This window comes from Geobacillus zalihae, assembly GCF_030414215.1.
In the GTDB taxonomy this organism is placed as follows: Bacteria; Bacillota; Bacilli; order Bacillales; family Anoxybacillaceae; genus Geobacillus; species Geobacillus zalihae.
Window position 1 is genome coordinate 3,177,772 of sequence record NZ_CP129217.1, and the last position, 23,318, is coordinate 3,201,089.

The window sequence follows — 23,318 nt, forward strand, 5'->3', positions numbered from 1 at the left end:
AAGGGGAACCCTTTTCCATTTATTTAGTCAAAAAAAAAAAGAACGTCCCAGCAAGGTTGGGACGCTCTGTAGAAGCGAAAACATCATCCGCGGTCACGGAGTATAAAACTCTTGAGAGTAGTAGGGTTGATGAAATGAATTGAACGCCACCCCAACGCCGAGGCGGGTAAAGTCCGGATATAAAAGGTTTTGCCGATGACCGAGCGAGTGCATCCACGCTTCATGGACAAAAATCGCATCGTATTGTCCGTAGGCGATGTTCTCTCCCGCCACGCGATAAGCGATGCCATGGCGCTTCAGGCGGTCAAACGGCGACAGGCCTTGCAAGTTCGTATGAGAGAAGTAGTGATGGACCGCCATATCTTCGCTATGTTCACGGGCGGCCGCCGCCGCCTTCGCATCCCACGCGAGCGCCGGAAGCCCGTGCAAGCGGCGCGCCGCGTTTGCTAAATCAAAAATTTGATATTCATAGGCCGTGCGCAGCTCCTCCGTCGCCGTTCCGTAAAACCCGGGCTTTTCATCCTCGAGCGCCCGATTGACGACAAGCACGCCATCCACCCGGTTGTTGTTGTACCGGTCATAAAAGAAGGTGACGTAGCGGCCGTTGACAAGATACGTATCATATTCATCATTTTGGATGCTGTAAAGGCCATCTTTTTTTTGAATCACCGCAAGCGGCCGGCCGTAGCGCGCTTCCACCACCGTTTTCGCCGTTCCGATGCCCGTTCCTTTTTTCGTTTGGACAATCGGCTGATTCGTGTACATCGCCGCCACCCGATCACGGTCATAGCTCACCATCAAAAAGTTTTTGTAACCGCCCTGATCATACGCCTCCCAATATAGGCCGTAGGCGTTTTTCGTCTTCCGCTTCGCCTTGCCGTACATCGCTTCGACCTTCGCGCGCGAGTCGCCGATCGCCACCCCGTTCATCGTGACATCCGCCATGTTTGCCTTCGCCCGCTGCACGCATAAAGCAGCGGCCAACTTCTCTTTTGACGGCGTTTCATAGCGGACGCGGGCATCGTTCTTGATCCCATATCCTCGGCCGACATCAAAATAGCCGCCGCGCAACGCGTATACGCGATACACCGCGCCGCTTGGCAGCGTCTTCACTGCTTTGTTCGACAACCATAGCTCTGTCGGCGCTGTGACCGTCAACCGGCCGATTTGCCCGGGCTTCAGTTCAACGCCGTCCCACCACACTTTTTCCGTTCCGACAAGCTCCCCGCAATCCTCCGCCTTGACCATTGATGAACTCGGCATCCAAAGCCATCCAGCCGCAGCCAACAGCATTCCGATTGCCGCCGTCTGCACCCATTTTCTCACTTCCGTCCGCTCCTTCCTTTCTCTTTTTCTTTCATCATAGATGCCTTTCCATCAAAAGAAAAGAGAAAAAAGAATGGCTCTTCACCACAACATGTACTTGACAACGGTTTCCTGACAAGGATAGGCAAAAAGTGCTGATGTTCCCTCACAAGCGTAAATAGGGGATGTTCAGAAAAAATCAAGTACAACTTTTGGTGAAGAGCCGATGTTCTTTTTCTAAATTCGTTCGACGTCTTTGAAAGGTTTCAAATATGGCTTCCCATAAGACGCGTCCATCAAAATTCTCGGTTGATAAAAGTGTGAAAACATCATAAAAATCCTTCATTCTACTGTTGACAACAGATAGTGAGATCATCGCCTCAAACTTTTCAGCTATTACTGAATAAGTTGAGTAGACTCGAATCTCCGGGGGCTTCATATTTAATAAAGTAGGATACTGCATCTCTTGTGGTTTTGGGATCACGACATCACCAAATCCAATATCCAGTTGCAATTGCTTTTTTATTTTGCCAAGTGCTGCCGGAATTTTCATACGAATCCCTTCATAATCAGCACCCTCTTTAATTCGTTCAGCCGTAATGCCCTTTACATCAAATTCGACTCCATCTTCTTCAGCAGTTAACGTACAAATGGACTCAAACGCAGTTTTGATATATTGAATATCATTTGAAATTTGTCTGGCTAAAAAGTCAATATCTTTGGTTGGCCTAGATTGAAATTGTGTTAAGGAAAATAAAAAGAGACCGCCTTTTAGAACAAATTTATCCCGATAATGAGAAATGGAAAGTCGGTATAGCAACCTTTCTTGAAAATACAACAGTAAAATGAAATCAAAGGTTTTTCCGCTTTGTTTGGCAAGATTCTTTAGTCTTTCTCCAACTGAAGCAGGTATATTTTTAACATTTCCCATTATAAAAGCACCTCTAAGTATTTTAATAAAACGGTCTTGATGCGCATTTTCTCAGCACATTCCACCAGTTTATTTATGTTTTTTTCAGGACTTTGCAAATAATTTCGCAAACCTTCTTTCATTAAATCGATTCCTATTTTTTCTCTGTATCGAATAATGTCGCAAATCGTTTTTTCACGATTATAAATGCTTATTTTATGGCCGCCTATTTCCACTTCTTCAATTCCATATTCAAACTGTTTTTTTGAAAAATAGAAAATTTTAATTGGCGGATAATCGGGCAAACGGGGTTTCCTTGATTTTCTTTCAATAGCAATTTGGTACTCCCACGGGTTATAAGTTGTTAACTCATAAAAAGACAATGCCGACAAAAGACAAAGAACACCATTCGGGATCACTTTTGATACTTCAACCACTTCTTCATTTTGATCACTTTCAAATGCAACATAACGGTACAGCCCACGTTTTATCCTAATGATGTCTCCATTTTGCTCGAACTTTCGAATATAATATTTGCTCACTCCTTCTCTGGTTAAGTCTTCTGTCTTCGCAAATCCTTTTTGACGCACAAAAATATCTTTTATGATTTTGCTTACTTCTTTCTTCATTCATGATCACCACTCTTTTCACCTAAATGTCGGCATTTATCACTCATTGCAAACGTTTAACATACTTATTCTCGATTACTCGCAATATCCCTCTTTTTTCATCTTAATGCATTCACTTATTATTATATGCCGACCATAAGTAAAATTCCTGTCGTTATTTTCACATATAAAAGCGAGGCTGCCCCATTCATTCGGACGGCCTCGCTTTCTTGCTTACTCCCCATTCACCAACTTCAACTTCTCCTTTGACGGCGTTTCGTAGCGGATGTGCGTGTCGATGTCGGTCACGTAATACCCGCCGCCGACCGCGTACTGCCCGCCGAAGCGCGCGTCATACCCGTAGACGCGGTATACTTCCCCAGGCTGTAAGATGCGGACGAACACAAGGCGCCCATCCTTCGTCCGTTTCCATAGATTGATCGGCTTTTGCACCGTCAAGCGGCCGATTTGCCCTTTTTTCAACTCCACGCCATCCCAGTAGACTTTTTTCACTTGGCCTGGAGGAGTGGTTGGCTTTCTCGGTTTCTCTTTTGGTTTCGATGGAGACGGTTTTTGCGGCGGTCTGGATGGAGGCGCTTCGTTTCCCGGTGGAGCTGTGCCGCCCGGCGGAACGCTCCCCCCAGGGGATGCGCCATCCGATGGACCACCGCTGCCCGGAGAGGTGCCGTTGCCTGGCGTTGCCCCTCCGTCATGGGACGGCGTTTCGCTGCCCGGCCAATCGCTTCCTGGAGAATCGCCGTTGCTTGGCGGCGTTGTCAACTTCCCTTCGCGCAATTGCTTCGTTTCTAAATCCAGCACATAATCTTTTGTGTTTTTCGCAATCGCTCCGCCGTCGTTGTTGAAAATGGTTGTTTTGCTTTCGGCCGATGGTTCAATATGAATCGACACTTCTTTTTGATGGCTGGCCGGCGCAAACGTGTACGAGAATGCCATCCGGCCATCAATCGGCACCCGCTCACCGTTGATCGTCAAAACGCCATTTTTAATGGCATTGCCCTTGATCGTCACTTGACTCCCTTGTTTTTGCACCTCTTCGATGACAACAGGCATATCGATCCAACGCAAAATGCGGTCTTGCACAACCATCGTATTGTTTCCTTGATTGTGGACCGTCACTTTCAAGTCGGTGCCAATCGCCCCGTAGCCGTAATAGCTCACGTCATCATCGTTGTCGTCCTCACGCGTATGGTCGGCCAACCCCTCTTGATCCCACGATCCGCCTTTCACATACTTATAGGTGATCGTTTCCCCTTCCTGCACCTCGACGGTAAATTGCCAATCGGGCGTCACCGCACCGTTGCGCGACATCTCCCACGCTCCTGTGTTCCAGCCGTTCAGACTGTTCGGAATCGTAATGCGGGCATCGAGCGGCGTATAATCCGGCGCTTTCACTTTAAAAATCACCTTCACCATCACAATGTCCGGCGTCACCTTGACCGTGTTCGACTCCACAACATTGCCGGCGCGGTCATACAACTTGACAACATACGTGTACTCGGTGCCGTTTTCGACATCGTAGTCTGTAAATGAATCGCCGATCGAAGTGGTTGTATGCACGATATCACCGTTGCGCTCGATGGCTAACAAATAAGCATCTCCATCTTTTTTCCCAACAAACGTCCATGATAAATTCACTTGTCCGGATTCAACCGCAGGCTGCCGCAGCTCGATGGCGTCTGCTGGCGCTATTTGGTCGCTGCTGTCTGCCGCAAACGTCACTTGCTTCTCTGCTGTATACACCCATTCCTCGCCGAGATTGGTCGTCAGCGCATAACGATACGTATACGTCCCTGCGGCGAGCGGAGTGAAGGAAGCCCGGAACACGTTGGCGTCGCCGTCTTGTCCTTGGTAGGACGCTCTGTATTCTTTCCATGTTTCGTCATGCGGGCCTTTCACTTGCAACACCGCTTGCAACCCATCAGCTGCTCCTTTGCTTGTCACATTGTCGATGTTGACATGGACATCCACTTGCTGCGGCTTTGACAAATCCAGTGTGGCATCGCTTAACGTTGTCACGAACTGGACATTGTCGCTCGTCAGCGGGTAATGAGGAACGACGCGATTCGTTTCGACCTTCGGTGATTCATTGCCGTTTTCATCGACCGCCGCAACGGCAAAGTAATAGGCTGTTCCGTTCGTCAACGAACCGATCGTAGCCGAAGTTGTTTCCGTCTCTTGCACCATCGTATAACCGGCCCCTCTTAACGTGGACTCGTAAATTCGGTATCTCGACGCATTTCCTTCCCACGTTAACATGACACGGCCATCCGAAGGGCTCGCCTGCAAATTGCTGACTGCTGCCGGCATTTCCACCGTCACCGCCCCAAACATCATCCGTCCATCCAGGGCCGGAATCGTGACCGTCAACGTTCCGCCAGCGACCGTGGCTTTCTCGCCATCATGCAACTCATCCGTGAGTACGGTGCCATTCGGAAGCAACGAAGCGACGTCAAGAGCCACCGTCTTGTCCTCATTGCCGCGGTTGACAGCAATGAGCGCCACTTCACGCCCGTATTGGCGGGCAAATACGTATACATCCCCTTGCGCATACACCGTCTTGATGTCGCCATGGGCCAACAGCGATTGATGGTGCTGGCGAATGTGCCCCACTTTCTGATAATGGGACAATAGATTTTGATCTTCTTTGCCCCACGGATACGTGCGGCGGTTGTCTGGGTCTTTTGAGCCTGTTACTCCCGCTTCATCGCCGTAATAAATCGTCGGAGCTCCCGGATATCCCATCTGCAAAATCACCGCCAGCTTGAGCCGCTTTTTCCCAAGTTCCTCATTATAATTCGGATCAAGCTCCGCCCGCTCGGATGAATCCGTTCCGTTCCCAAGCAGAAAGACCGCCCGCGCCGTGTCATGGGAACCAATTAAGTTCATCAGCGCATAAAACGCTTCACTTGGGTAGTCTTCCCTTATGGCCGTCAGTCGCTTGTCCGCCTCTTCCGCATTTCCGTTTTTCAAAAAGTCAAGCACCGCCCCGCGGAACCGGTAGTTCATCACGGAATCGTACTGGTCGCCTAGAAAATATTTCGATGCGTCATCCCAAATTTCCCCTAAAATGAGCGGCTGCTCCCCCTCTTTTAACGTCGGACCGCGGTCGTACGACCCTTGAAGCAATTCTTGGCGAAACTCGCGCCAAAACGCCGGATCCACCTCATTGGCCACATCCAACCGCCAGCCGGAGGCGCCGCGGGCAATCCAGCTTTTCGCCACCGAATCCGATTCACGGAAAATGTAATTCGCGAGCGCATCGTTGTTCAATTCACTCGGATGCGGCACTTTTTCCCCCGTCACCGACTTAAACTCCGGCAGACTGTCATAGCCCCACCATGATTGGTATTGATAATGGCCATCGACTTTTTTGTTTTCAATATTGAACCAAAGGTGAAACCCATACGGGCTGAACGTCTGTCCCTCTTGTTTGAACTTCTCTTCCACTTGTTTCCGCGCTTCTTCCTCGCTCAATCCTTTTTCATTTATCAAATCGTAAACCGCTTCCCAATATTCATACGCGCCGACGGTCGGATAGCGGTGGTAGCGGTCAAAGTAAATCGAATCGTCGGATACGTGGTTGAACACCCCGTCTAAGATGAGATGCATTCCCCGGTTCGCAAGCGCCTGCACAAACGATTGGAATTCTTCCGGGGAACCGAACATCGGATCCAATTCTTTGTAATTGCTCGCATCATATTTATGGTTCGATGGCGCATTGGCGATCGGATTTAAGTAAATCGTGTTCACCCCAAGCGACTGCAAATAATCCAACTTTTGTTCAATTCCAGCGATGTCTCCGCCGAAAAAGTCATTCGACCATTCGCCGTCGCCATCGTAGCCGCTCGTTCCTTTCAGGCGCGGATTATCGGGCAAATCCGACCAATCGCGATGCTCAATCGGCTGCGCCCCGCGTGCCTGCTGCTTGCTGTTGTCATTTGAAGGGTTGCCGTTAAAGAACCGATCTGGGAAAATTTGATACACAACCGCTTCTTTCATCCAATCTGGTGTTTTGTAATTCGGATCATAGACGGTCAGCTGGAACAGCTCCGCATTTTTGTCGACCGCCCTCCCCCATTGTCCTTCTTTCGTATCTTCGCCATATTCCGCCTTCATCCCGGCATCGACAGCGATAAATTTATAACCGTATACCCCCGGCGCAGAAGGAGTAAACGCAGCCTCCCAATACTCATCATCCCCGAGCACGCCGACTTTTTCCATCGTGTAGACTTTGGCGGTTCCGGTCGTCGCATTTTTCACATACACATCCGCTCTCGTCAAATCGCCTTTTTTCGCCGCAAGACGAAGCGTTACCTTCGTTCCCGCTTTCACCGCGCCAAACGGCTGGCGGTACAGCGTATCCCATGTATTGTGTTTTAATCGGTCTTTCTGAACAACACCGTCAGAGCCATTGGGGTTGTAGTCGGTGTACACCTCTTTTGTTTTCGCATTGAAGAAGAATGTAATGGTTGTCGTTTCCAAAACGGTTAAGCGTGCATTCTCTTGTGGGTAGCTCTCGTTCCAATTGTTTCCGAGGACAATTTTATATTCATACGATCCTTTCGGCACCCGCGCCGTAAACGTGTACACCGAGTCAAAATCATCATCGGTCAACAGCGCAGTCGATGTCCCCGGAGTCCATCCGTTGTTCTCCTCCTCATAGCCGATGGCCGGCAGCACCGTCCCGACAAGACGCGGCTGTTTCTCCTTCGCAATCGCCGTATACCATGTCGAATCCGCGATCGCATGCGTCCGGTCATTGTAATAAAACGTCACCTCGGTTTGCCGATCCAGCTTCAACACCAGATTTGCGCCATTGCGACCGCCGGCGCCGTAATTTTCATCCCAGCTGCCGTTGACCGCAATTTTGTACTCATAGGTCCCGGCTGGCAGCGTCCCGGTGAATGTATAAAGCCCATTCCCTTCATCATGCATCCTCGTCGCCAATGCCCCCGGATCCCATTCCGCCGTATGGCCCAACTCATCTTGCAAATTGCCGACTAGCGTGATCGTCCGTGGCTGCGAAGCCGTGGATTCAGCCGTCCACCGATACGCTCCATTCCCTAGAGCGCTAGAACTTCCTGCCTCGTTCGCAGCGGCAACCGCCTGGAAAGGAGTCAGTGCCAGCAACAACACCGATGCCAAAAACAATGATAACGTTCTCCTCACCCTCTTGATCATCCCCCGCTCCCTTCTCCTTTGTTTGGCCAACTTCCTTCTCTCCTTTCCTTTTTATACCCCTTTGTGCAATCGTTTGCACAAAACAGTTGATGCAAACGATTTCATCAATCTTTATCTTATACGAATAAACAGAATATTTCAACTATATTCCCCTCTGTTTTTTTTATTTTCGATTCACTCCTAACTCAAAATCGTTTAAATTCGATATTGAAAACGATTACAAACAAAAATTATAATAGACGTAAACGTTCGAGGTTTTGCTTCCTGTTTACTCTTTTTATGCAATCGTTTCCCTTCATTTTTTGGAATCCAAACCGTCGAATGTAATATTTGATTAAGGGGGAAGGGCATTGTACTAACGTTTCACCGCATCATTCGAAAAGGGTGGGTGTTCCTGCTCGCGTTTTTGCTCACTGCCTCGCTGTTCTGCCCGACAGGACAGCACGCCAAGGCTGCCGCACCGTTTAACGGCACCATGATGCAGTATTTTGAATGGTACTTGCCGGATGATGGCACGTTATGGACCAAAGTGGCCAATGAAGCCAACAACTTATCCAGCCTTGGCATCACCGCTCTTTGGCTGCCGCCCGCTTACAAAGGAACAAGCCGCAGCGACGTAGGGTACGGAGTATACGACTTGTATGACCTCGGCGAATTCAATCAAAAAGGGACCGTCCGCACAAAATATGGAACAAAAGCTCAATATCTTCAAGCCATTCAAGCCGCCCACGCCGCTGGAATGCAAGTGTACGCCGATGTCGTGTTCGACCATAAAGGCGGCGCCGACGGCACGGAATGGGTGGACGCCGTCGAAGTCAATCCGTCCGACCGCAACCAAGAAATCTCGGGCACCTATCAAATCCAAGCATGGACGAAATTTGATTTTCCCGGGCGGGGCAACACCTACTCCAGCTTTAAGTGGCGCTGGTACCATTTTGACGGCGTTGATTGGGACGAAAGCCGAAAATTAAGCCGCATTTACAAATTCCGCGGCATCGGCAAAGCGTGGGATTGGGAAGTAGACACGGAAAACGGAAACTATGACTACTTAATGTATGCCGACCTTGATATGGATCATCCCGAAGTCGTGACCGAGCTGAAAAACTGGGGGAAATGGTATGTCAACACAACGAACATTGATGGGTTCCGGCTTGATGCCGTCAAGCATATTAAGTTCAGTTTTTTTCCTGATTGGTTGTCGTATGTGCGTTCTCAGACTGGCAAGCCGCTATTTACCGTCGGGGAATATTGGAGCTATGACATCAACAAGTTGCACAATTACATTACGAAAACAAACGGAACGATGTCTTTGTTTGATGCCCCGTTACACAACAAATTTTATACCGCTTCCAAATCAGGGGGCACATTTGATATGCGCACGTTAATGACCAATACTCTCATGAAAGATCAACCAACATTGGCCGTCACCTTCGTTGATAATCATGACACCGAACCCGGCCAAGCGCTGCAGTCATGGGTCGACCCATGGTTCAAACCGTTGGCTTACGCCTTTATTCTAACTCGGCAGGAAGGATACCCGTGCGTCTTTTATGGTGACTATTATGGCATTCCACAATATAACATTCCTTCGCTGAAAAGCAAAATCGATCCGCTCCTCATCGCGCGCAGGGATTATGCTTACGGAACGCAACATGATTATCTTGATCACTCCGACATCATCGGGTGGACAAGGGAAGGCGTCACTGAAAAACCAGGATCCGGACTGGCCGCACTGATCACCGATGGGCCGGGAGGAAGCAAATGGATGTACGTTGGCAAACAACACGCCGGAAAAGTGTTCTATGACCTTACCGGCAACCGGAGTGACACCGTCACCATCAACAGTGATGGATGGGGGGAGTTCAAAGTCAATGGCGGTTCGGTTTCGGTTTGGGTTCCTAGAAAAACGACCGTCTCTACTATCGCTTGGTCGATCACAACCCGACCGTGGACTGATGAATTCGTCCGTTGGACCGAACCACGGTTGGTGGCATGGCCTTGATGCCTGCGATCGCGTTGTAAAGACATTCCGCTCTATCATTGAGGCAAAAAACACGGCCTTGCCCGCCATGAATGGCGGCACAAGGCCGTGTTTGATGTTACCATCCATTTGCTTGCTTCAACTTCTCCTTTGACGGCGTTTCGTAGCGGATGTGCGTGTCGATGTCGGTCACGTAATACCCGCCGCCGACCGCGTACTGCCCGCCGAAGCGCGCGTCATACCCGTAGACGCGGTATACTTCCCCAGGCTGTAAGATGCGGACGAACTTAAGGCGCCCATCCTTCGTCCGTTTCCATAGATTGATCGGCTTTTGCACCGTCAAGCGGCCGATTTGCCCTTTTTTCAGCTCCACGCCATCCCAGTACACTTTTTTCACTTGGCCTGGAGGAGTGGTTGGCTTCTCCGGCTGCTTTGGCGGGTTGGGCTTTTCTTCCTTCCAAAGCGGCAAGGTAAATTCATATTGGGCAAATCCGCTCGGCAAAGTAGCGACATAGCGGATGCTGCCGTCTTGCGGCAAGTATTTTTGCGCTTCCGGCGACGATTCAAACGTGACGGTCACCGGCGCTTTCCCTTTCACTGGCGCAAACCGCCAGTTGCCATCTGCCGACGGGTTGATCGTTCCGTTTTCCCGAATGTAGTCGATGATCACTTGCCGGTTTTCATCCGGCGCAGCCAAAATCGTGTTTTTCCCGCCCGGATTGATGATCCGGTTTGTCGTCGCCCGATAGTTGTTCGTTGCGACGATAAATTCCATGTTCGGCGTCACTGGCTTGCCTTCGAATTTCAAGTTTTTAATCCGACTCGCGTTCGGATTGATCACATTTTGGTTTTTGTCGTATTTCGCCGGCTCGGTGACATCGATCTCGTACGTCACTCCATCAATAATGTCGAAGTTGTACGTCGGGAAGTCATTGTTGATGAGCGGCTGAACGTCTGTCTTGTTCGGGTCGATTTGGTTGAATTGCCCCGCCGACCACTCAAGCCATTCTTTCAACTCGGCTCCCGTAATTTTCAGCGCATACACCGTGTTCGGATACAAGTACAAATCAGCAACGTTTTTAATGGCGATTTCCCCTGCCGGGATGTCGGTATAGTAGCTCGCCCCGCCGCGTCCGCCGGCTTTGAACGGAGCGCCGGCCGACAGCACCGGAAGGCCTTCATATTTCGTCCCTTTCAACATCTTTTCGACATACCATTTTTGCGCATTCGTGACGATTTGCACGGACGGATCGTCTTTGATAAGCGCAAAATAGCTGTTGATCGGGCTCGTTGTTTTTCCAACCGGGCTGCGGACGTACTGAATCGTCGCTTCATGTTCCGCTTGAATCGCCTGCTCAACGGCCGGGTCGCTGTCGACAAGCGGCGTTTTCGTCGCCTTGTCATACACTGGACGGAGTTGGGCTTTCGCTTGCGTCACTTTCCATTTCCCGTCAACTTGCTCGACCGTCAAGTCGATCACGCCGAGCGTATCGCCCCATGAACCCGGCATCGTCACCGGAACACCGTTAATCGTGCCGGTTTCATTGTTGATTCCGTTTCCGTCTGGAAAATCTGGTGTCGTGCCTGGAAGGGCCGGGAATTTTTTATGTTGGTGGCCGGTCAACACGGCGTCGACCCCCGGAATTTGCGTCAAATAATACGATGCATTTTCCATATTCGGGCTGTTTCCGCCGGTCTCAATGCCCGAGTGCGATAGCACAACGATCAAATCGGCCCCTTCCGCTTTCATTTTCGGAATATACTTTTGCGCCGACTGCACAATGTCTTTCGCAATCACTTTCCCTTGCAAATTCGCTTTGTCCCAATCCATAATTTGCGGCGGCACAAAGCCGATGACGCCGATCTTCAGCGTATGTTTCTCCCCGTCTTCATCAACGACTTCTTTCTCTAAAATTTGATACGGCGTGAAATAGTTGACATCGTTATCCGGATTTTGGTCATGATCGTCACGGTACACGTTCGCATTCACGATCGGCAGCTTGGCATCGTCATACACTTCATTGAGGAAATCCAATCCATAGTTGAACTCATGGTTCCCAACCGTCGCCGCATCGTACTTCAACAAATGCAACAGTTTCACCGCTGGATGCACTTCTCCGTCTTGCAGCGGCTTCACTTTGGCCACATAGTCGCCAAGCGGCGTTCCTTGAATCAAATCCCCATTGTCAAACAGAAGCGTATTCGGCTGCTCAGCGCGCGCCTGCTCGATCAAACGCGCCGTTTTCGACAACCCGAACTCATTCGTCGGACTATCTTTGAAATAATCGTAGTTGACAAGATTCATATGTACGTCCGTCGTCTCTAAAATGCGCAGCTTGACGACATCTCGGTCTTCCGCGCCCGCTGCGGTCGGCAACACAGCCGGAGCAAGCAGCCCCAACGCCAACACCACGCTCGCCGCCGCGTATTTCTTCCGTTTTTTCAATGCCCATCCCCCTTTAGTGATTCGAAAAATTTGTACCATTGTCATCATATCACAAAAAACACAAAATTGTTAGAAAAAATACTCTTTACCACAAAATGTACTTGACAGAAGGAAGTTTCCTGGTAGACGAAATCAAAAAGATCATTTTCTTTTTTTACCATTTATCATCTCTAACCGAGAAGCCCCCACTTTCGCGCAATCAGCGGAAGTGGGGAATGAATCAGCGTCTTCCATCAAGGATGTTCCCCAACGCGCCTAAAATATCTTGAAAGAAGGACTTCGTTGGCTGTCTTCGTAAGACAGCTAAACAATGGGACGCACGGGGATGGCTTGGCTGGCAACCTGCCGTGGGGCGGGTGTTCCCAAGAATCTCCCACCTCTAAGCATTTGCGTAGGTGGGAGATCATTCAAATCGATTGAGCGAAACTTCTATCATGTTTGTTTTTCTAAAAGTCACGTACACCTTTTGGGGAAGGTCCATTTTTGACGAATGAAAAAGAAAACAGCACCTTTCCCGCCACATGGGCGGGAATCGCTACTACTTTCCATCAAGGTCGAACCGTGGTCGGATGAATCGGCTCGCCGTTTGGACGTTTGATCACGATCATGGACAAGTCAACCCCGTCAGCTATGTTCCATGTTTGCACATACTCTGCCCCGCGAATTTCCTTTACATGTCTATTCGCAATGACTACCTCTTTCACGACGGCTCCTTGAAAATCCACGACAGCCCCCGGAGCAACAGGACAGATGACCACCTTCGTGTGCCGAAGCCCCTCTCCCCGCAGCACAGCGTTGTGTTGCAGCCATATGCCGTCGCGAATGGAAGACATGCCCTCCACTGACAAGAATGCGTGCACCGTTTGCACAACAAGCCGGTTCAAGGATACATTTGCCAAGTGCGTCCATGGTTGTTGTGGAGTTGTTTCCTCCTTGCTCGAAAGCGATGTTTGAATAAGCACAGGGTCATGGTCGCTCGCCCGCTTTCCTTCCATAAACGGAGCGTTGATATGGACGATATCCGCCTTCGTTGAGGAAGCCAAGCGTTTTGACACAAGAATATGGTCAAGGAGTTGGGAATTGCCTTCATAAATATACGAATACCGATCATCCGCCGGCACGCTTTCCATCATGTTCACCAATTCGCTTCCTTTCAACGTCTTTACAGCAGCGGAGAACTCAAAATCATTCAAATCGCCAAGTACAACGACATTGGCATTCGGCTGCTTCTCCAACACATCTTGGACAAAACGATGAACGACCTCAGCGATTTGCACGCGTTTTGCCTCACTTGGGCGCACAGGCGGCTGGATTTTGCCGAACAGAGGTGCATCCCCGTTTTTGGAGTTGAAATGGTTCGCAATGATGATCACCGTTTGGCCGCGAAATTCAAATTGAGCTGCCAACGGCTTGCGAGTCTCTTGAAAAACGGGATTGTTTGGATCAATTCGCCCTGGATTGAGCGTCAAGCGCCCATCGGTAAACGCCACCGCCTCCGTCGCCGCCCCCTGTCTTCCGTCCGCAAGCGACACGCGATCCCGATTGTACAAAAATCCGACACGAATGTTGCCCCCGGGCGCGCCGCCATCTTGATTGTTTTGCGGCGCAACATCAATATACACATAGTCCGGCCCTCCACGCTCTTTCACCTTTTGAATGAGACGTGCCATCGTTTGATCAGCGTTTGTCGCTCCGCTATCCGTTTCTCCGTCATTGTCTTGTACTTCCATTAATCCGATGATGTCCGGGCTTTTCAGCCTATAAACAAGATCATCGGCTAACTGGTTCGCTTTTTCGTCGCTCGATCGGGCGGAAAAATTTTCGATATTGTACGAAGCAATCGTCAATTGGTCGGGATCGGGAACAATGTCCGTCGTCTCCGGAGACACCGCGCCTTCGAGAAGACGTGGAAGTCGCTCGTGGTCAACAAGCACATTGTAATTGCCATAGCGGTAGCTCATCACCCCTGTGACCGGTCCGGCAAACGAATCTCCAGTTTTGGCGACGAATGTTCTGTCTTGCACATACAGAAGAATTCGCTCTGGATTGGCATCATTCTCGGACAGGCGCAATCCCCCTGCTCGCGTATCGACTGGGATGGACTGCGGAACAACCGGGATTTGCCCGTACTTTTGCGGACCGATCACTTTCGGCTCCTCGATTTGAACAAGCATGCCTTCTAAACTCTCAAAAAAGTCAATGCCATCTTCGTTAGGATCGAATTCAGAAAAACCGTCATTATCGATCACCTCCGTCGGCAATGCCCGGTCCCGCCCAATGACCACAGGAGCCGGCAACGGTTGGCCGCTTTGCACGATGCGAAGCGATCCTTTCGATGCATCGATTTCTGTGACTGTCAAATCGGTATCGGCTTTTTCCGCATACCCTTCCATCAGCCATTCCGTGACCGCTCCATCGATCAAAACCATGTCCCCCGGCTTGGCGCCATGGGATGGCTTGTACACAAAAATGCCTTCCGACGTGCGCTCATCGTTGTCCGGCTTTGGATCTTGCATGTACAAATGATTGGCGTCCGGGACATACGTGACAATGCCTTCGACGCCTGTCACTTGCTTCCCGTCCCAGGGCGAACGATGGCCGACACCTTGAATGTCATGTATGCGCACTGCTTGAGTGAGGACGGAATACGTAAACACCGAAACAACACTGGGCTCCATGCCCTCCTTTACCGCAAATGCTTTGATCGTCATCGCTTCCGCTGGAATCGGTTCACGATATACGAAACTGGATGTCGTCGGCTCGCTGCCATCCACTGTATAATAAATCGTCGCTCCTTCGGTCGCTGTCACTAGGCGAATAAACGTCCCTTCTGGCACCGCCTCCGGCCCCGGCGCAGCGGTCACAGGTTCAACTCTAGATGTCGCGCTCTCCACCCAAGAATACGCCGTCGGCGCTTTCAAGCCCGGCACGGCAAAATATGCGGCCAAGCTTCCTGTAATACGAACTTTCTTTCCGACATTCTCCGGATGGGCCTTTAGATTCAATGCTTCCCGAATCGCTCCGGGCGGCAATTGCACAGGCAGAATTTTGTTTCGATCAGTTTCATTCGGACGATCCGCAAGAGCGATATTTGTCTCCACTGTAAACGGCGCGGACAATGAATAGGTCACAGATGCGCCGCTTCCCGACTGAACCACGCCAACAATATAGCCTTCTACCGTCGCGGTCCCGCTGTTGCGGGCAATCGCCTCGGCCACCGTCACAGCCCCATCGGCCCGAGAAACCGCCGGTGTCAACAACGACAGCGCCAAAGCGAACAGCCATGCAATCAGAACCGCCGTTTTCCACCGTTTGCTTTTCATCATAAGCTCCCCCAGAAAGGTTTCAATTTTTCCCGCCTGCAAGCGTCGACAGTTGTTTTCAAATCGAAAAGGACTGGTGATAAACAGTAGTTTCTTCAAATCATCGGTTCATGAATGCAAAGAAAGTCCCCTTTCCACGCTGTTTTGCAATTCAAAAAATCCTTGCTGCATCCGTTTTCTCCATTCGATCACCGACCTTCTAAAACAACCGGCGCCAATGCGTCCCCCCACTTCCACCCACGGAAGCGGGAGGATTGGGCCAACGCCTGCACGTTAGTCAAGCAAATACACATCCCCTTCGACTGTAACATGATCAAGCGTGACAGAATGATTGCCGCGAATATACAAATTCCCTTTGATGACCGCATATTGAAGTTGGTTCACATCTTTCGCTTCCACCGCCACATGGCCGTTATACATTTTCGGCTTGTCCGCTGTCCCGCTGAACTCGGCCGCCGGAACAATTATAGAGGCCAAATCGAAAATCCGCCCTTCCACGTTCGGCGCGACTGTTTTGTCAGGCTGGGATTCAATGTATTGCTTCGCCATTTCCCAATCGACAAAGCCCGGCTCGCTCACACGCCCCTCTCGATACGCTTTGGCGAACACCTCATATCCATCGCCGCCTTTCGCCGTAAAGTTGTTGGTTGCCACCCCGTAGGTTTTGTTCGGATCGAGCGGAATGTAACGGCCACCTTCGTTCACCTCAATAAATACCACTTTCTGTCCAACCGGCTGCCCGCTGTCATAAACAAACCGAAGCCCCGCTACTTGCAAAAATCCCCCGAATGGTTTCGTTGGCGCATCTTTTACACTGACTTCCAGAGCCTGCTTGATTTCTTCCCCCGTCAACCGCATAATGGCAAGCGAATTGCCAAACGGCATGACTTCAAGCAGTTTTCCCAGCGTAATCGTTCCCGCCGGAATGGAAGTGCGAACCCCGCCCCCATTTTGAAACGCGATCGACACACTCGGGTCGATTTGTTTCGCCCGCGCCAACATGCCGTCGGCGATCATATTGCCTAAATTCGTTTCACCGACCCGCGCCGGAGGATTGCCGCCAACAAGCGGAACGGTCGTCTGTCCAACAACTGTCGTTTGCTTTTCCACGATTTTCGGCGTGTACTTCTCATCAAGCAGGGCAGCCGCTTCCTCATCTTCTTTCAACACATACATTTCACCGGTTTTTTGGTCAATATCGATCAGCTTCCCCGCATAGCTGATGACTTTCCCTTGTTCATCAAATTGGACATCGAGCGTGCCGAGATATTTGTTGTATTCATTCGCCTGTACGATGACCGTCGGCTCTTCTCCCGTTCGGTCGATGACCGGCTCCGCCAATTTATCATGGGAGTGGCCGCCGACAATAATATCGATGCCTTCCACCTCCTTCGCTAAAGTGAGATCATTATCTCCTCCCCCGTCATTAAAGCCGATATGGGTGAGGGCGATGATCTTATTCACTCCTTGGCGGCGCAAATCATCTACCGCTTTGCGCGCTTCTTGCAAATAATCTTCAAACTTCACACCATCGCCCGGACTGGAAATTTGCTTTGTCTCCGCGGTTGTCAAACCAAAAATGCCAATTTTTTCACCGTTTACTTCTTTGATCACACCTTCATACACGTTTCCGTTCTCCGGTTGGCTGGCAATCGTGTCATGGAATCGTCCGCCCAGGTGGACATCGTTCGACAAATCGACGTTCGCGCTGACAAACGGAAACCTCGCCTCTTTCACAAAATCAGCCAACACACCCGTTCCTTTGTCAAATTCATGGTTTCCAAATATCATCGCATCATATCCGGCCAAATTCATGAGCGCCAAATCGGCCAATCCGTTAAACTCACTAGAATACAGCGTTCCGGAAAACACATCACCGGCATCAAGCAACAGCGCGTCCGGATGTTCGGTTCTCACTTGTTTGATCGCTGTCATGCGCCGCGCCGCCCGCTCCAAATGCCCGTGCGTATCATTCGTATGCATGATCATCAACTCAAACGGCTCAACGGTCAACGTATCCGTCGGGGCGGACACATTTCCGGAACGATCCGCCTCGTACAAGCGATAAGTGCCAATCGTCCATCCGGACGTGCTCACCCGTACATTCGTCCCGGGAGCGGTTAAAGAAATTTTTTTCGCCTTGCCGCTTGATACGAGCGCTTCCAACTCCGCCAAGGAATGCGGCTGTTCACTGCTCGGCACAGCATAGACGATGCCTTCCTCATCGGATTGGACGGTAATGTCTTTTCCGACTGTCACCCGCGGGGAAGAAGCCAACGACAAATGCGGGGGCGTCACATCAGCCATTCCCCCTCCGCTCGCTCCGCTGACGGAACCTGGGTTGGAGACGGTTCCTGACGTCTGTCCCTGAATGGCCACACCGACTGCCGTCTGCACAACACCCCGATTGGCGATTTCGACTGTTCCTTGCACAGTGGCGCCTTTTCGAATTTCTTTGACTACCGTCTGATCACCAATTTCAATTCGCCCATTCCCATTGCTTACAACGACCGTCGTTTTCGCCAAATCGCCTTTGAGCTGAACGCGCTCCCCTTGTTTAGCAGTTGCGATATCGATCGCTTGAATTTCTGCTCCCTTCTCAGCAACAATGTCTGCGCCCGCTTTCACATCGAGTTGTTGCACCACCGTGCCTGCTTTGATGTTCACAGACGCCCCATTGCCCGCCACTTGGACATTCGTCTTGGAAAAATTCCCGCGCAATTCCACCAAAGTCCGAGAATGTGCAGCTTCAATGACAAGTGAATCATACGCCCCGGCTTCTTTCGCTTCCAACACCAATGTTCCCTCGCTGCCGGCTTCGTCAATGAGCCGGACGGTTTTCACCCTTGTTCCTTCGCTGGCCACAATATGCGCCCCGTTCACATCGCGAATGTCCAATTGCTCCGCAGACACAGATCGTTGATACAGAGTGTGTTCGCTTATATCATCGACAATAAGCTTCCCGTCGCCAACCGCCCCAGGGGTCACGTGTACATGATCCAACACAACCGTGCCGGCGCCATTTCCTTTTCCCTTGATCAAGACATCTCCCTTCACATGGGCATACGCGAAGCGAACATACTGCTTATCACCGGCAAGCAGCACCACCGGCCGATCATACTCCTGTTCTTTCCCCGCCGTTCCACCCGCGGCAGTCGGATGATTCGGATCGGTGGATGCCGCCTCAATAATCGTCCATCGCGTTGCTGCTTCGTTTTTGGCCGCTTGCGCATAAGCACGGATGCTCTCGCGCAGACGGCTGTTTTCCCGCATCGCCCCCGAGGTGTTCCCCTCTTTGAGCCACCGATCGATGCGCGTTTGGCAAGCGATGACATCATCCAATCGCCCCTCAGCCACAGAAGCGCGCAAACGATCCGCCTCAATCTGGATCGATACCGGATACAAAGCCACTTGTCTCACTCGTTCCGCCGGCTTTACATATCCGTCAAACAGCGCTTGGCGCGTCGATGCCCCATAGACGCGGTACAATATCGGTGTTTTGGTACGAATTTCTTTTGATAAAGCATGATAAGCCTGCTCCAACGCTCGGCCTCCTTCCCCCTTGTTCAACTGCTCGGCCAGCTCTTGGGCTTTTTTCGCCATGCTTTTTCCCGCCGACACGGCATCAATGTAGGCAACCGCCCGCTGCACATACACCCGCACGTGCTCCGACAGCCGTGCTTCCAATCCTTCTCTCTCTTTGCCGCTCATTTTTCTTACTTCTTGCTCAGCCGCCTGCAACGCTTGTTTTGTTTCCTGAAATAGCCGCATATCAGGATAGTCAAGCGCCCGATCCGGAACCTTCTGTTTCCGGTACTCATATGACACTTCCCATTTCAATGCCCCTGCCAGCGCTTCGGCTTTGGCCACCAACTGCTCCGCCCGACCCGCATCGGCCGCTTGGACCAAACCGGGCGCCGCCTCAGCAGCAAGCGACAAAGCGGACAATGCCGCTATCGGCATATACCTCTTCTTCATTTCCCTCTCCCTCCATTTTTTGTACAATTTCATTTTCAATATAAACTGAAAATAAAAGAAAAAAAGATAAAATATGTAAATATATAATAAAGATTTTGTAAATAAAGAAAATTATATCCCCCCTATTCTGAAGTATGCAGATTAAGAAGCGATGAAAGAACCGGACATGATTTTATGATTTATAACAACAAAAAAATCAATAAAATCAATAATATGATTTTTTATGTTGAAACAAACAAAAAAAATCATTTATAATGCAATTCAAGGAGGTGAATATGATGTTGACCATCCAACAGGCAGCAGCGAAGATCCTTCAAGAGATGAAAATACCGTTAAGCGCCAAAGAACTGGCAAAAATCGCTTTGGAAAAAGGGCTTGTCCAAAGCCAGGCGAAAGATGCAGTTCAATCCTTATCACAGACACTTGAGCGAAATGTAAGAATGAACGTCGGGAACAATCCGGAATTGCAATTTGTCTATTTAGAAAAAGGAAGATGCCTTGCGCTGCCAGAATGGAAGTATGAACATCCCGAAGACCAAGCGGAATACAAAGAAAAAGAGCAGCCAGCAAAGAACAAAGTGACCATTGACCTACCTGTCGATCTATTGAACCAAATCCGGATTTATCAATTAGGAAATGAATTGAACAGTTTCAATGAGGCCATAGTCCACTTAATCAAAAAGGGAATTTCCGCAAGTACGAACGAGTTGCTGGAAAAACTGAAGTCCAAATTGAATAATTTATGATTTTCGGGCACAAGACGGCTCACGGACGGATGATATCAAGTGCTCTAAGCAGTTGCAGCGCGTTTTCATCATGGATTCAGAAAGAAACCATCAACTTCATGATTTCAAGGAGAACGAAAATTAGGAAAATCAAAAACATGGGCTGCCTCGGGACAGTGAAAAGAAGCCATGATTCAGCATGATTGTGGCACCTGTAGAACACGTCCATCAACATTCTCCGTTGATGCGAAAAAAGGTGTCCCGCCGTTTTGGGACACCTTCTCCTTTGATTTCTACAGCAACTGAAGCAATGCTTTCTTGTTCGCTTGCACTTGGTTGTTCAACGCCTTGACTTTTTCTTTTACCTTCTGAATGTCTGCGTTGTTGGCGCCGACTTTCTTTTCAAGGGCGCGAATTTCATTCGTCACCGCCCGCAGCTGGTTGGACAGCGCGATGAGCTGGCCGATGAGGCCATCAGCGACAAACACCAATCGTTTTGTTTATTTTGATCGCTTGTTCAGTTGTCGGTTTGATTTCAACAAAATAAGCTTTTTTCATAACGGATCTTCCTTGCGGCTCTCTGCCTCTATCGAGCTTTCGCAACTTTTGAGAAGCAACGGATGCCCCTCCGTTAAAAGGAAATCTCTATTTTTCCTTCTTCAATCCATTTTGCCAAATTGGCATTTTTAATTTCTGTATGGAATGACTGTCCATCTAACGAATAAATGACCTTCCTCGACTCGTTTCGACCGCTGCTGTGCACAAAAGCATAGATTTCTTCGGAGCTTAACTTCGTATTTTGAATGGATAATTGTAGAATACGGTCATAAGACAGCAGGATGTATTGCTGTTTAAATCCTAAAAAATCATCGATACCTAATATTCCAAATAAACTTTCGTTATTTACAAAAGTATTATACATCGTATATACACCTTTGCCGTCATCACTACATATATAGGCAGGACCGTAGTACTGATGAACAAGCAATAATGAGAAAAAACAAATAAAGCGCTCTCCTGCATTATTTCCGTTATGTAAAATGATTTGTCTCAATTTTGGAAGATCCGAAATGGAGGATAATTCACATCGTTCCAGGTTATGAATAATATCTCTATTGACTCTGAAAGCTTGCAAAGCTAGTTGTTTCATCACATCCAATATGCGTTGCTTTTTCGTCATTCCTTTCTCTAATAAGTGATAAATGGTTTGCATCGATAGAATATACAGCTGTTTCTTCTCCGATAATTGTTTGAAAAGCTCAAAGTAATAATCATTATACCGTTCCTTTGTGGTAACTATTCAGCCACATCATAAAGTGAGCTGAATATTTTTTGCTTTTCCTGTCCATGATGTGAATATTGATAGACAAGGAGGTGAATCGCATGTTGACGGTACAACAAGCTGTATTTACAGTTGAAAGCTTAATCAGCAAAGTCCAACAACAAAAGCAGCTCATTACTCACCAACAACAAGTCATTGAGCAACTGTTGAAAGAAAACAAACAGCTACGCAAAGAAAATGAACAACTCAAGTATCGCGTTCAAGAGCTGGAAGCACGCACGAAAAAAAACAGCTCTAATAGCCATTTGCCCCCATCTTCTGACCGTTTTGCCAACACACGTTCTTCTCGTCAACCATCTGGCAACAAGCCAGGCGGACAAGAAGGACATCAAGGAACGACGCTCCGTCAAGTGGAACGTCCACATCATCGTGTCGTCCACCGTGTGCATACGTGTCAAGGATGTGGAGCTTCTTTGCGTGAAGTCAAACCGTTCAAAGTCGATATCCGTCAAGTGTTTGATGTCCCTCCTGTGGCGATCGAGGTGACACAACATGAACGTGAAGTGAAATCGTGTCCACATTGTCGATGTGTTCAACAAGCCGAATTCCCATCCCATGTCACGAATCATGTGCAATACGGTCCACGGCTCACGGCGCTCGTTGTTTATTTACATCATATCCAATTGATCCCGTACAAGCGTTTAAGTGATACAATCGAAGCGTTATATCAACACTCGATTAGTACGGGAACTCTTGCCAATATGGTGAAACGAGGACGCGAATCGTTGGAATCAAATATGGACATCATCGAAGACGCCTTACTTGAATCCAACATCCTGCATGTCGATGAAACGAGTTTGCGCATCAATGGGAAACTCGCATGGGTGCATGTCGCGTGTACATCGAGATATACATACTTGGCTCCTCACGCTTCTCGTGGAAAAAAAGCGACCGATGATATCGGGATTCTTCCCCGATATGAAGGGACGATGATGCACGATGCGTTCGGTACGTATCCGAAATACACACATGCCACCCATGCCCTTTGTCATGCCCACCATTTGCGTGAGTTAAAAGGATTCATCGAACAGGGGCATACGTGGGCGATGCGCATGACCACGTTTCTGTTAGCCGCCAAGCAAGCCGTCGAAGCCCATCACGGTGCACTTTCCGAAGAAGAAGCGAGACGGTGGGAACGAGTGTATGATCGCATCCTAGAAAGAGCACAACACCGATTAGAAACGATGACGCCTCTTCCGAAAAAAGCACTCGCTTTTGTTCGACGCCTTCAAAAACGAAAGGAAGAAGCGCTGCGTTTCTTACGTGAAGTACATGTTCCCTTTGATAACAACCAAGCCGAACGCGATCTTCGCATGGTCAAAGTCAAAGAGAACATTTCGGGTACGTTTCGCGAAGAAACATTCGCGCAGTCGTTTTGCATCGCAAGAAGCATCGTTTCCACACTGACGAAACACGAAAAAAACGTGTGGGATTCGTTATGTCTTCTGTTGGCAGGCGAAACGATCGATCGAGTTCTTTCCGCTACCTAGGGCATTTT

General features: G+C 49.4%; 12 protein-coding genes and 1 pseudogene. 3 read left to right on the forward strand and 10 right to left on the reverse strand.

Going from position 1 to position 23,318, the window contains the following annotated elements; genetic code table 11:
• Nucleotides 1-93: 93 nt before the first annotated feature.
• The 4 genes from QWV57_RS16100 to QWV57_RS16115 form a co-directional block, all read right to left on the reverse strand.
• Nucleotides 94-1,326: a CAP domain-containing protein gene (locus tag QWV57_RS16100; protein ID WP_301100086.1), complete on the reverse strand. Its 1,233-nt coding sequence runs from the start codon at nt 1,324-1,326 to the stop codon at nt 94-96.
• 178 nt (nt 1,327-1,504) lie between these two features.
• Entirely contained in the window at nt 1,505-2,236 is a 732-nt protein-coding gene (locus tag QWV57_RS16105) for a nucleotidyl transferase AbiEii/AbiGii toxin family protein (protein ID WP_081132575.1), read from the reverse strand.
• Complete coding sequence (locus QWV57_RS16110) at nt 2,236-2,844, reverse strand: type IV toxin-antitoxin system AbiEi family antitoxin domain-containing protein (protein ID WP_301100087.1); 609 nt, start codon at nt 2,842-2,844, stop codon at nt 2,236-2,238. Before QWV57_RS16110 ends, QWV57_RS16105 begins: the two co-directional genes overlap by 1 nt.
• Nucleotides 2,845-3,057: 213 nt before the next feature.
• Nucleotides 3,058-8,055, reverse strand: coding sequence for a pullulanase X25 domain-containing protein (locus QWV57_RS16115; protein ID WP_301100088.1), 4,998 nt, complete (start codon nt 8,053-8,055; stop codon nt 3,058-3,060).
• A 358-nt stretch (nt 8,056-8,413) separates the two neighbouring features.
• Here QWV57_RS16115 and amyS point away from each other — a divergent pair, with 358 nt between their 5' ends.
• Nucleotides 8,414-10,027 (forward strand): alpha-amylase, encoded by a 1,614-nt coding sequence (gene amyS, locus QWV57_RS16120; RefSeq protein ID WP_301100089.1) that lies wholly within the window; start codon nt 8,414-8,416, stop codon nt 10,025-10,027.
• Nucleotides 10,028-10,124: 97 nt separating this feature from the next.
• On the opposite strand, the gene QWV57_RS16125 is transcribed toward amyS, so the two are convergent.
• From QWV57_RS16125 to QWV57_RS16135, 3 genes are all read right to left on the reverse strand, one after another.
• Nucleotides 10,125-12,452: a bifunctional 2',3'-cyclic-nucleotide 2'-phosphodiesterase/3'-nucleotidase gene (locus tag QWV57_RS16125; RefSeq protein ID WP_301100090.1), complete on the reverse strand. Its 2,328-nt coding sequence runs from the start codon at nt 12,450-12,452 to the stop codon at nt 10,125-10,127.
• Nucleotides 12,453-13,000: 548 nt separating this feature from the next.
• On the reverse strand, nt 13,001-15,775 hold the full coding sequence (locus tag QWV57_RS16130) for a DUF8508 domain-containing protein (RefSeq protein WP_301100091.1): 2,775 nt from the start codon (nt 15,773-15,775) through the stop codon (nt 13,001-13,003).
• 273 nt (nt 15,776-16,048) lie between these two features.
• Complete coding sequence (locus QWV57_RS16135) at nt 16,049-19,753, reverse strand: 5'-nucleotidase C-terminal domain-containing protein (protein ID WP_301100092.1); 3,705 nt, start codon at nt 19,751-19,753, stop codon at nt 16,049-16,051.
• Between the two features lie 278 nt (nt 19,754-20,031).
• On the opposite strand from QWV57_RS16135, the gene QWV57_RS16140 reads away from it, so the two are divergent.
• A complete protein-coding gene (locus QWV57_RS16140; protein ID WP_068896398.1) occupies nt 20,032-20,499 on the forward strand; it encodes an HTH domain-containing protein in 468 nt (155 codons plus the stop codon).
• 272 nt (nt 20,500-20,771) lie between these two features.
• Here the strand turns inward: QWV57_RS16140 and QWV57_RS16145 are convergent.
• The 3 genes and pseudogenes from QWV57_RS16145 to QWV57_RS16155 form a co-directional block, all read right to left on the reverse strand.
• Nucleotides 20,772-20,954 (reverse strand): annotated as a pseudogene (locus tag QWV57_RS16145) (hypothetical protein); the annotation flags it as partial.
• Nucleotides 20,953-21,036, reverse strand: a complete 84-nt coding sequence (locus QWV57_RS16150; RefSeq protein WP_223812672.1) for a helix-turn-helix domain-containing protein — start codon at nt 21,034-21,036, stop codon at nt 20,953-20,955. The pseudogene QWV57_RS16145 and the gene QWV57_RS16150, both read right to left, overlap by 2 nt.
• A 73-nt stretch (nt 21,037-21,109) precedes the next feature.
• The gene (locus QWV57_RS16155) at nt 21,110-21,658 is read right to left on the reverse strand and encodes a hypothetical protein (protein WP_233130476.1); all 549 of its coding nucleotides are present in this window, start codon (nt 21,656-21,658) and stop codon (nt 21,110-21,112) included.
• 203 nt (nt 21,659-21,861) lie between these two features.
• Here QWV57_RS16155 and QWV57_RS16160 point away from each other — a divergent pair, with 203 nt between their 5' ends.
• Nucleotides 21,862-23,310 (forward strand): IS66-like element ISGst1 family transposase, encoded by a 1,449-nt coding sequence (locus QWV57_RS16160; RefSeq protein ID WP_119877845.1) that lies wholly within the window; start codon nt 21,862-21,864, stop codon nt 23,308-23,310.
• Nucleotides 23,311-23,318: the final 8 nt, after the last annotated feature.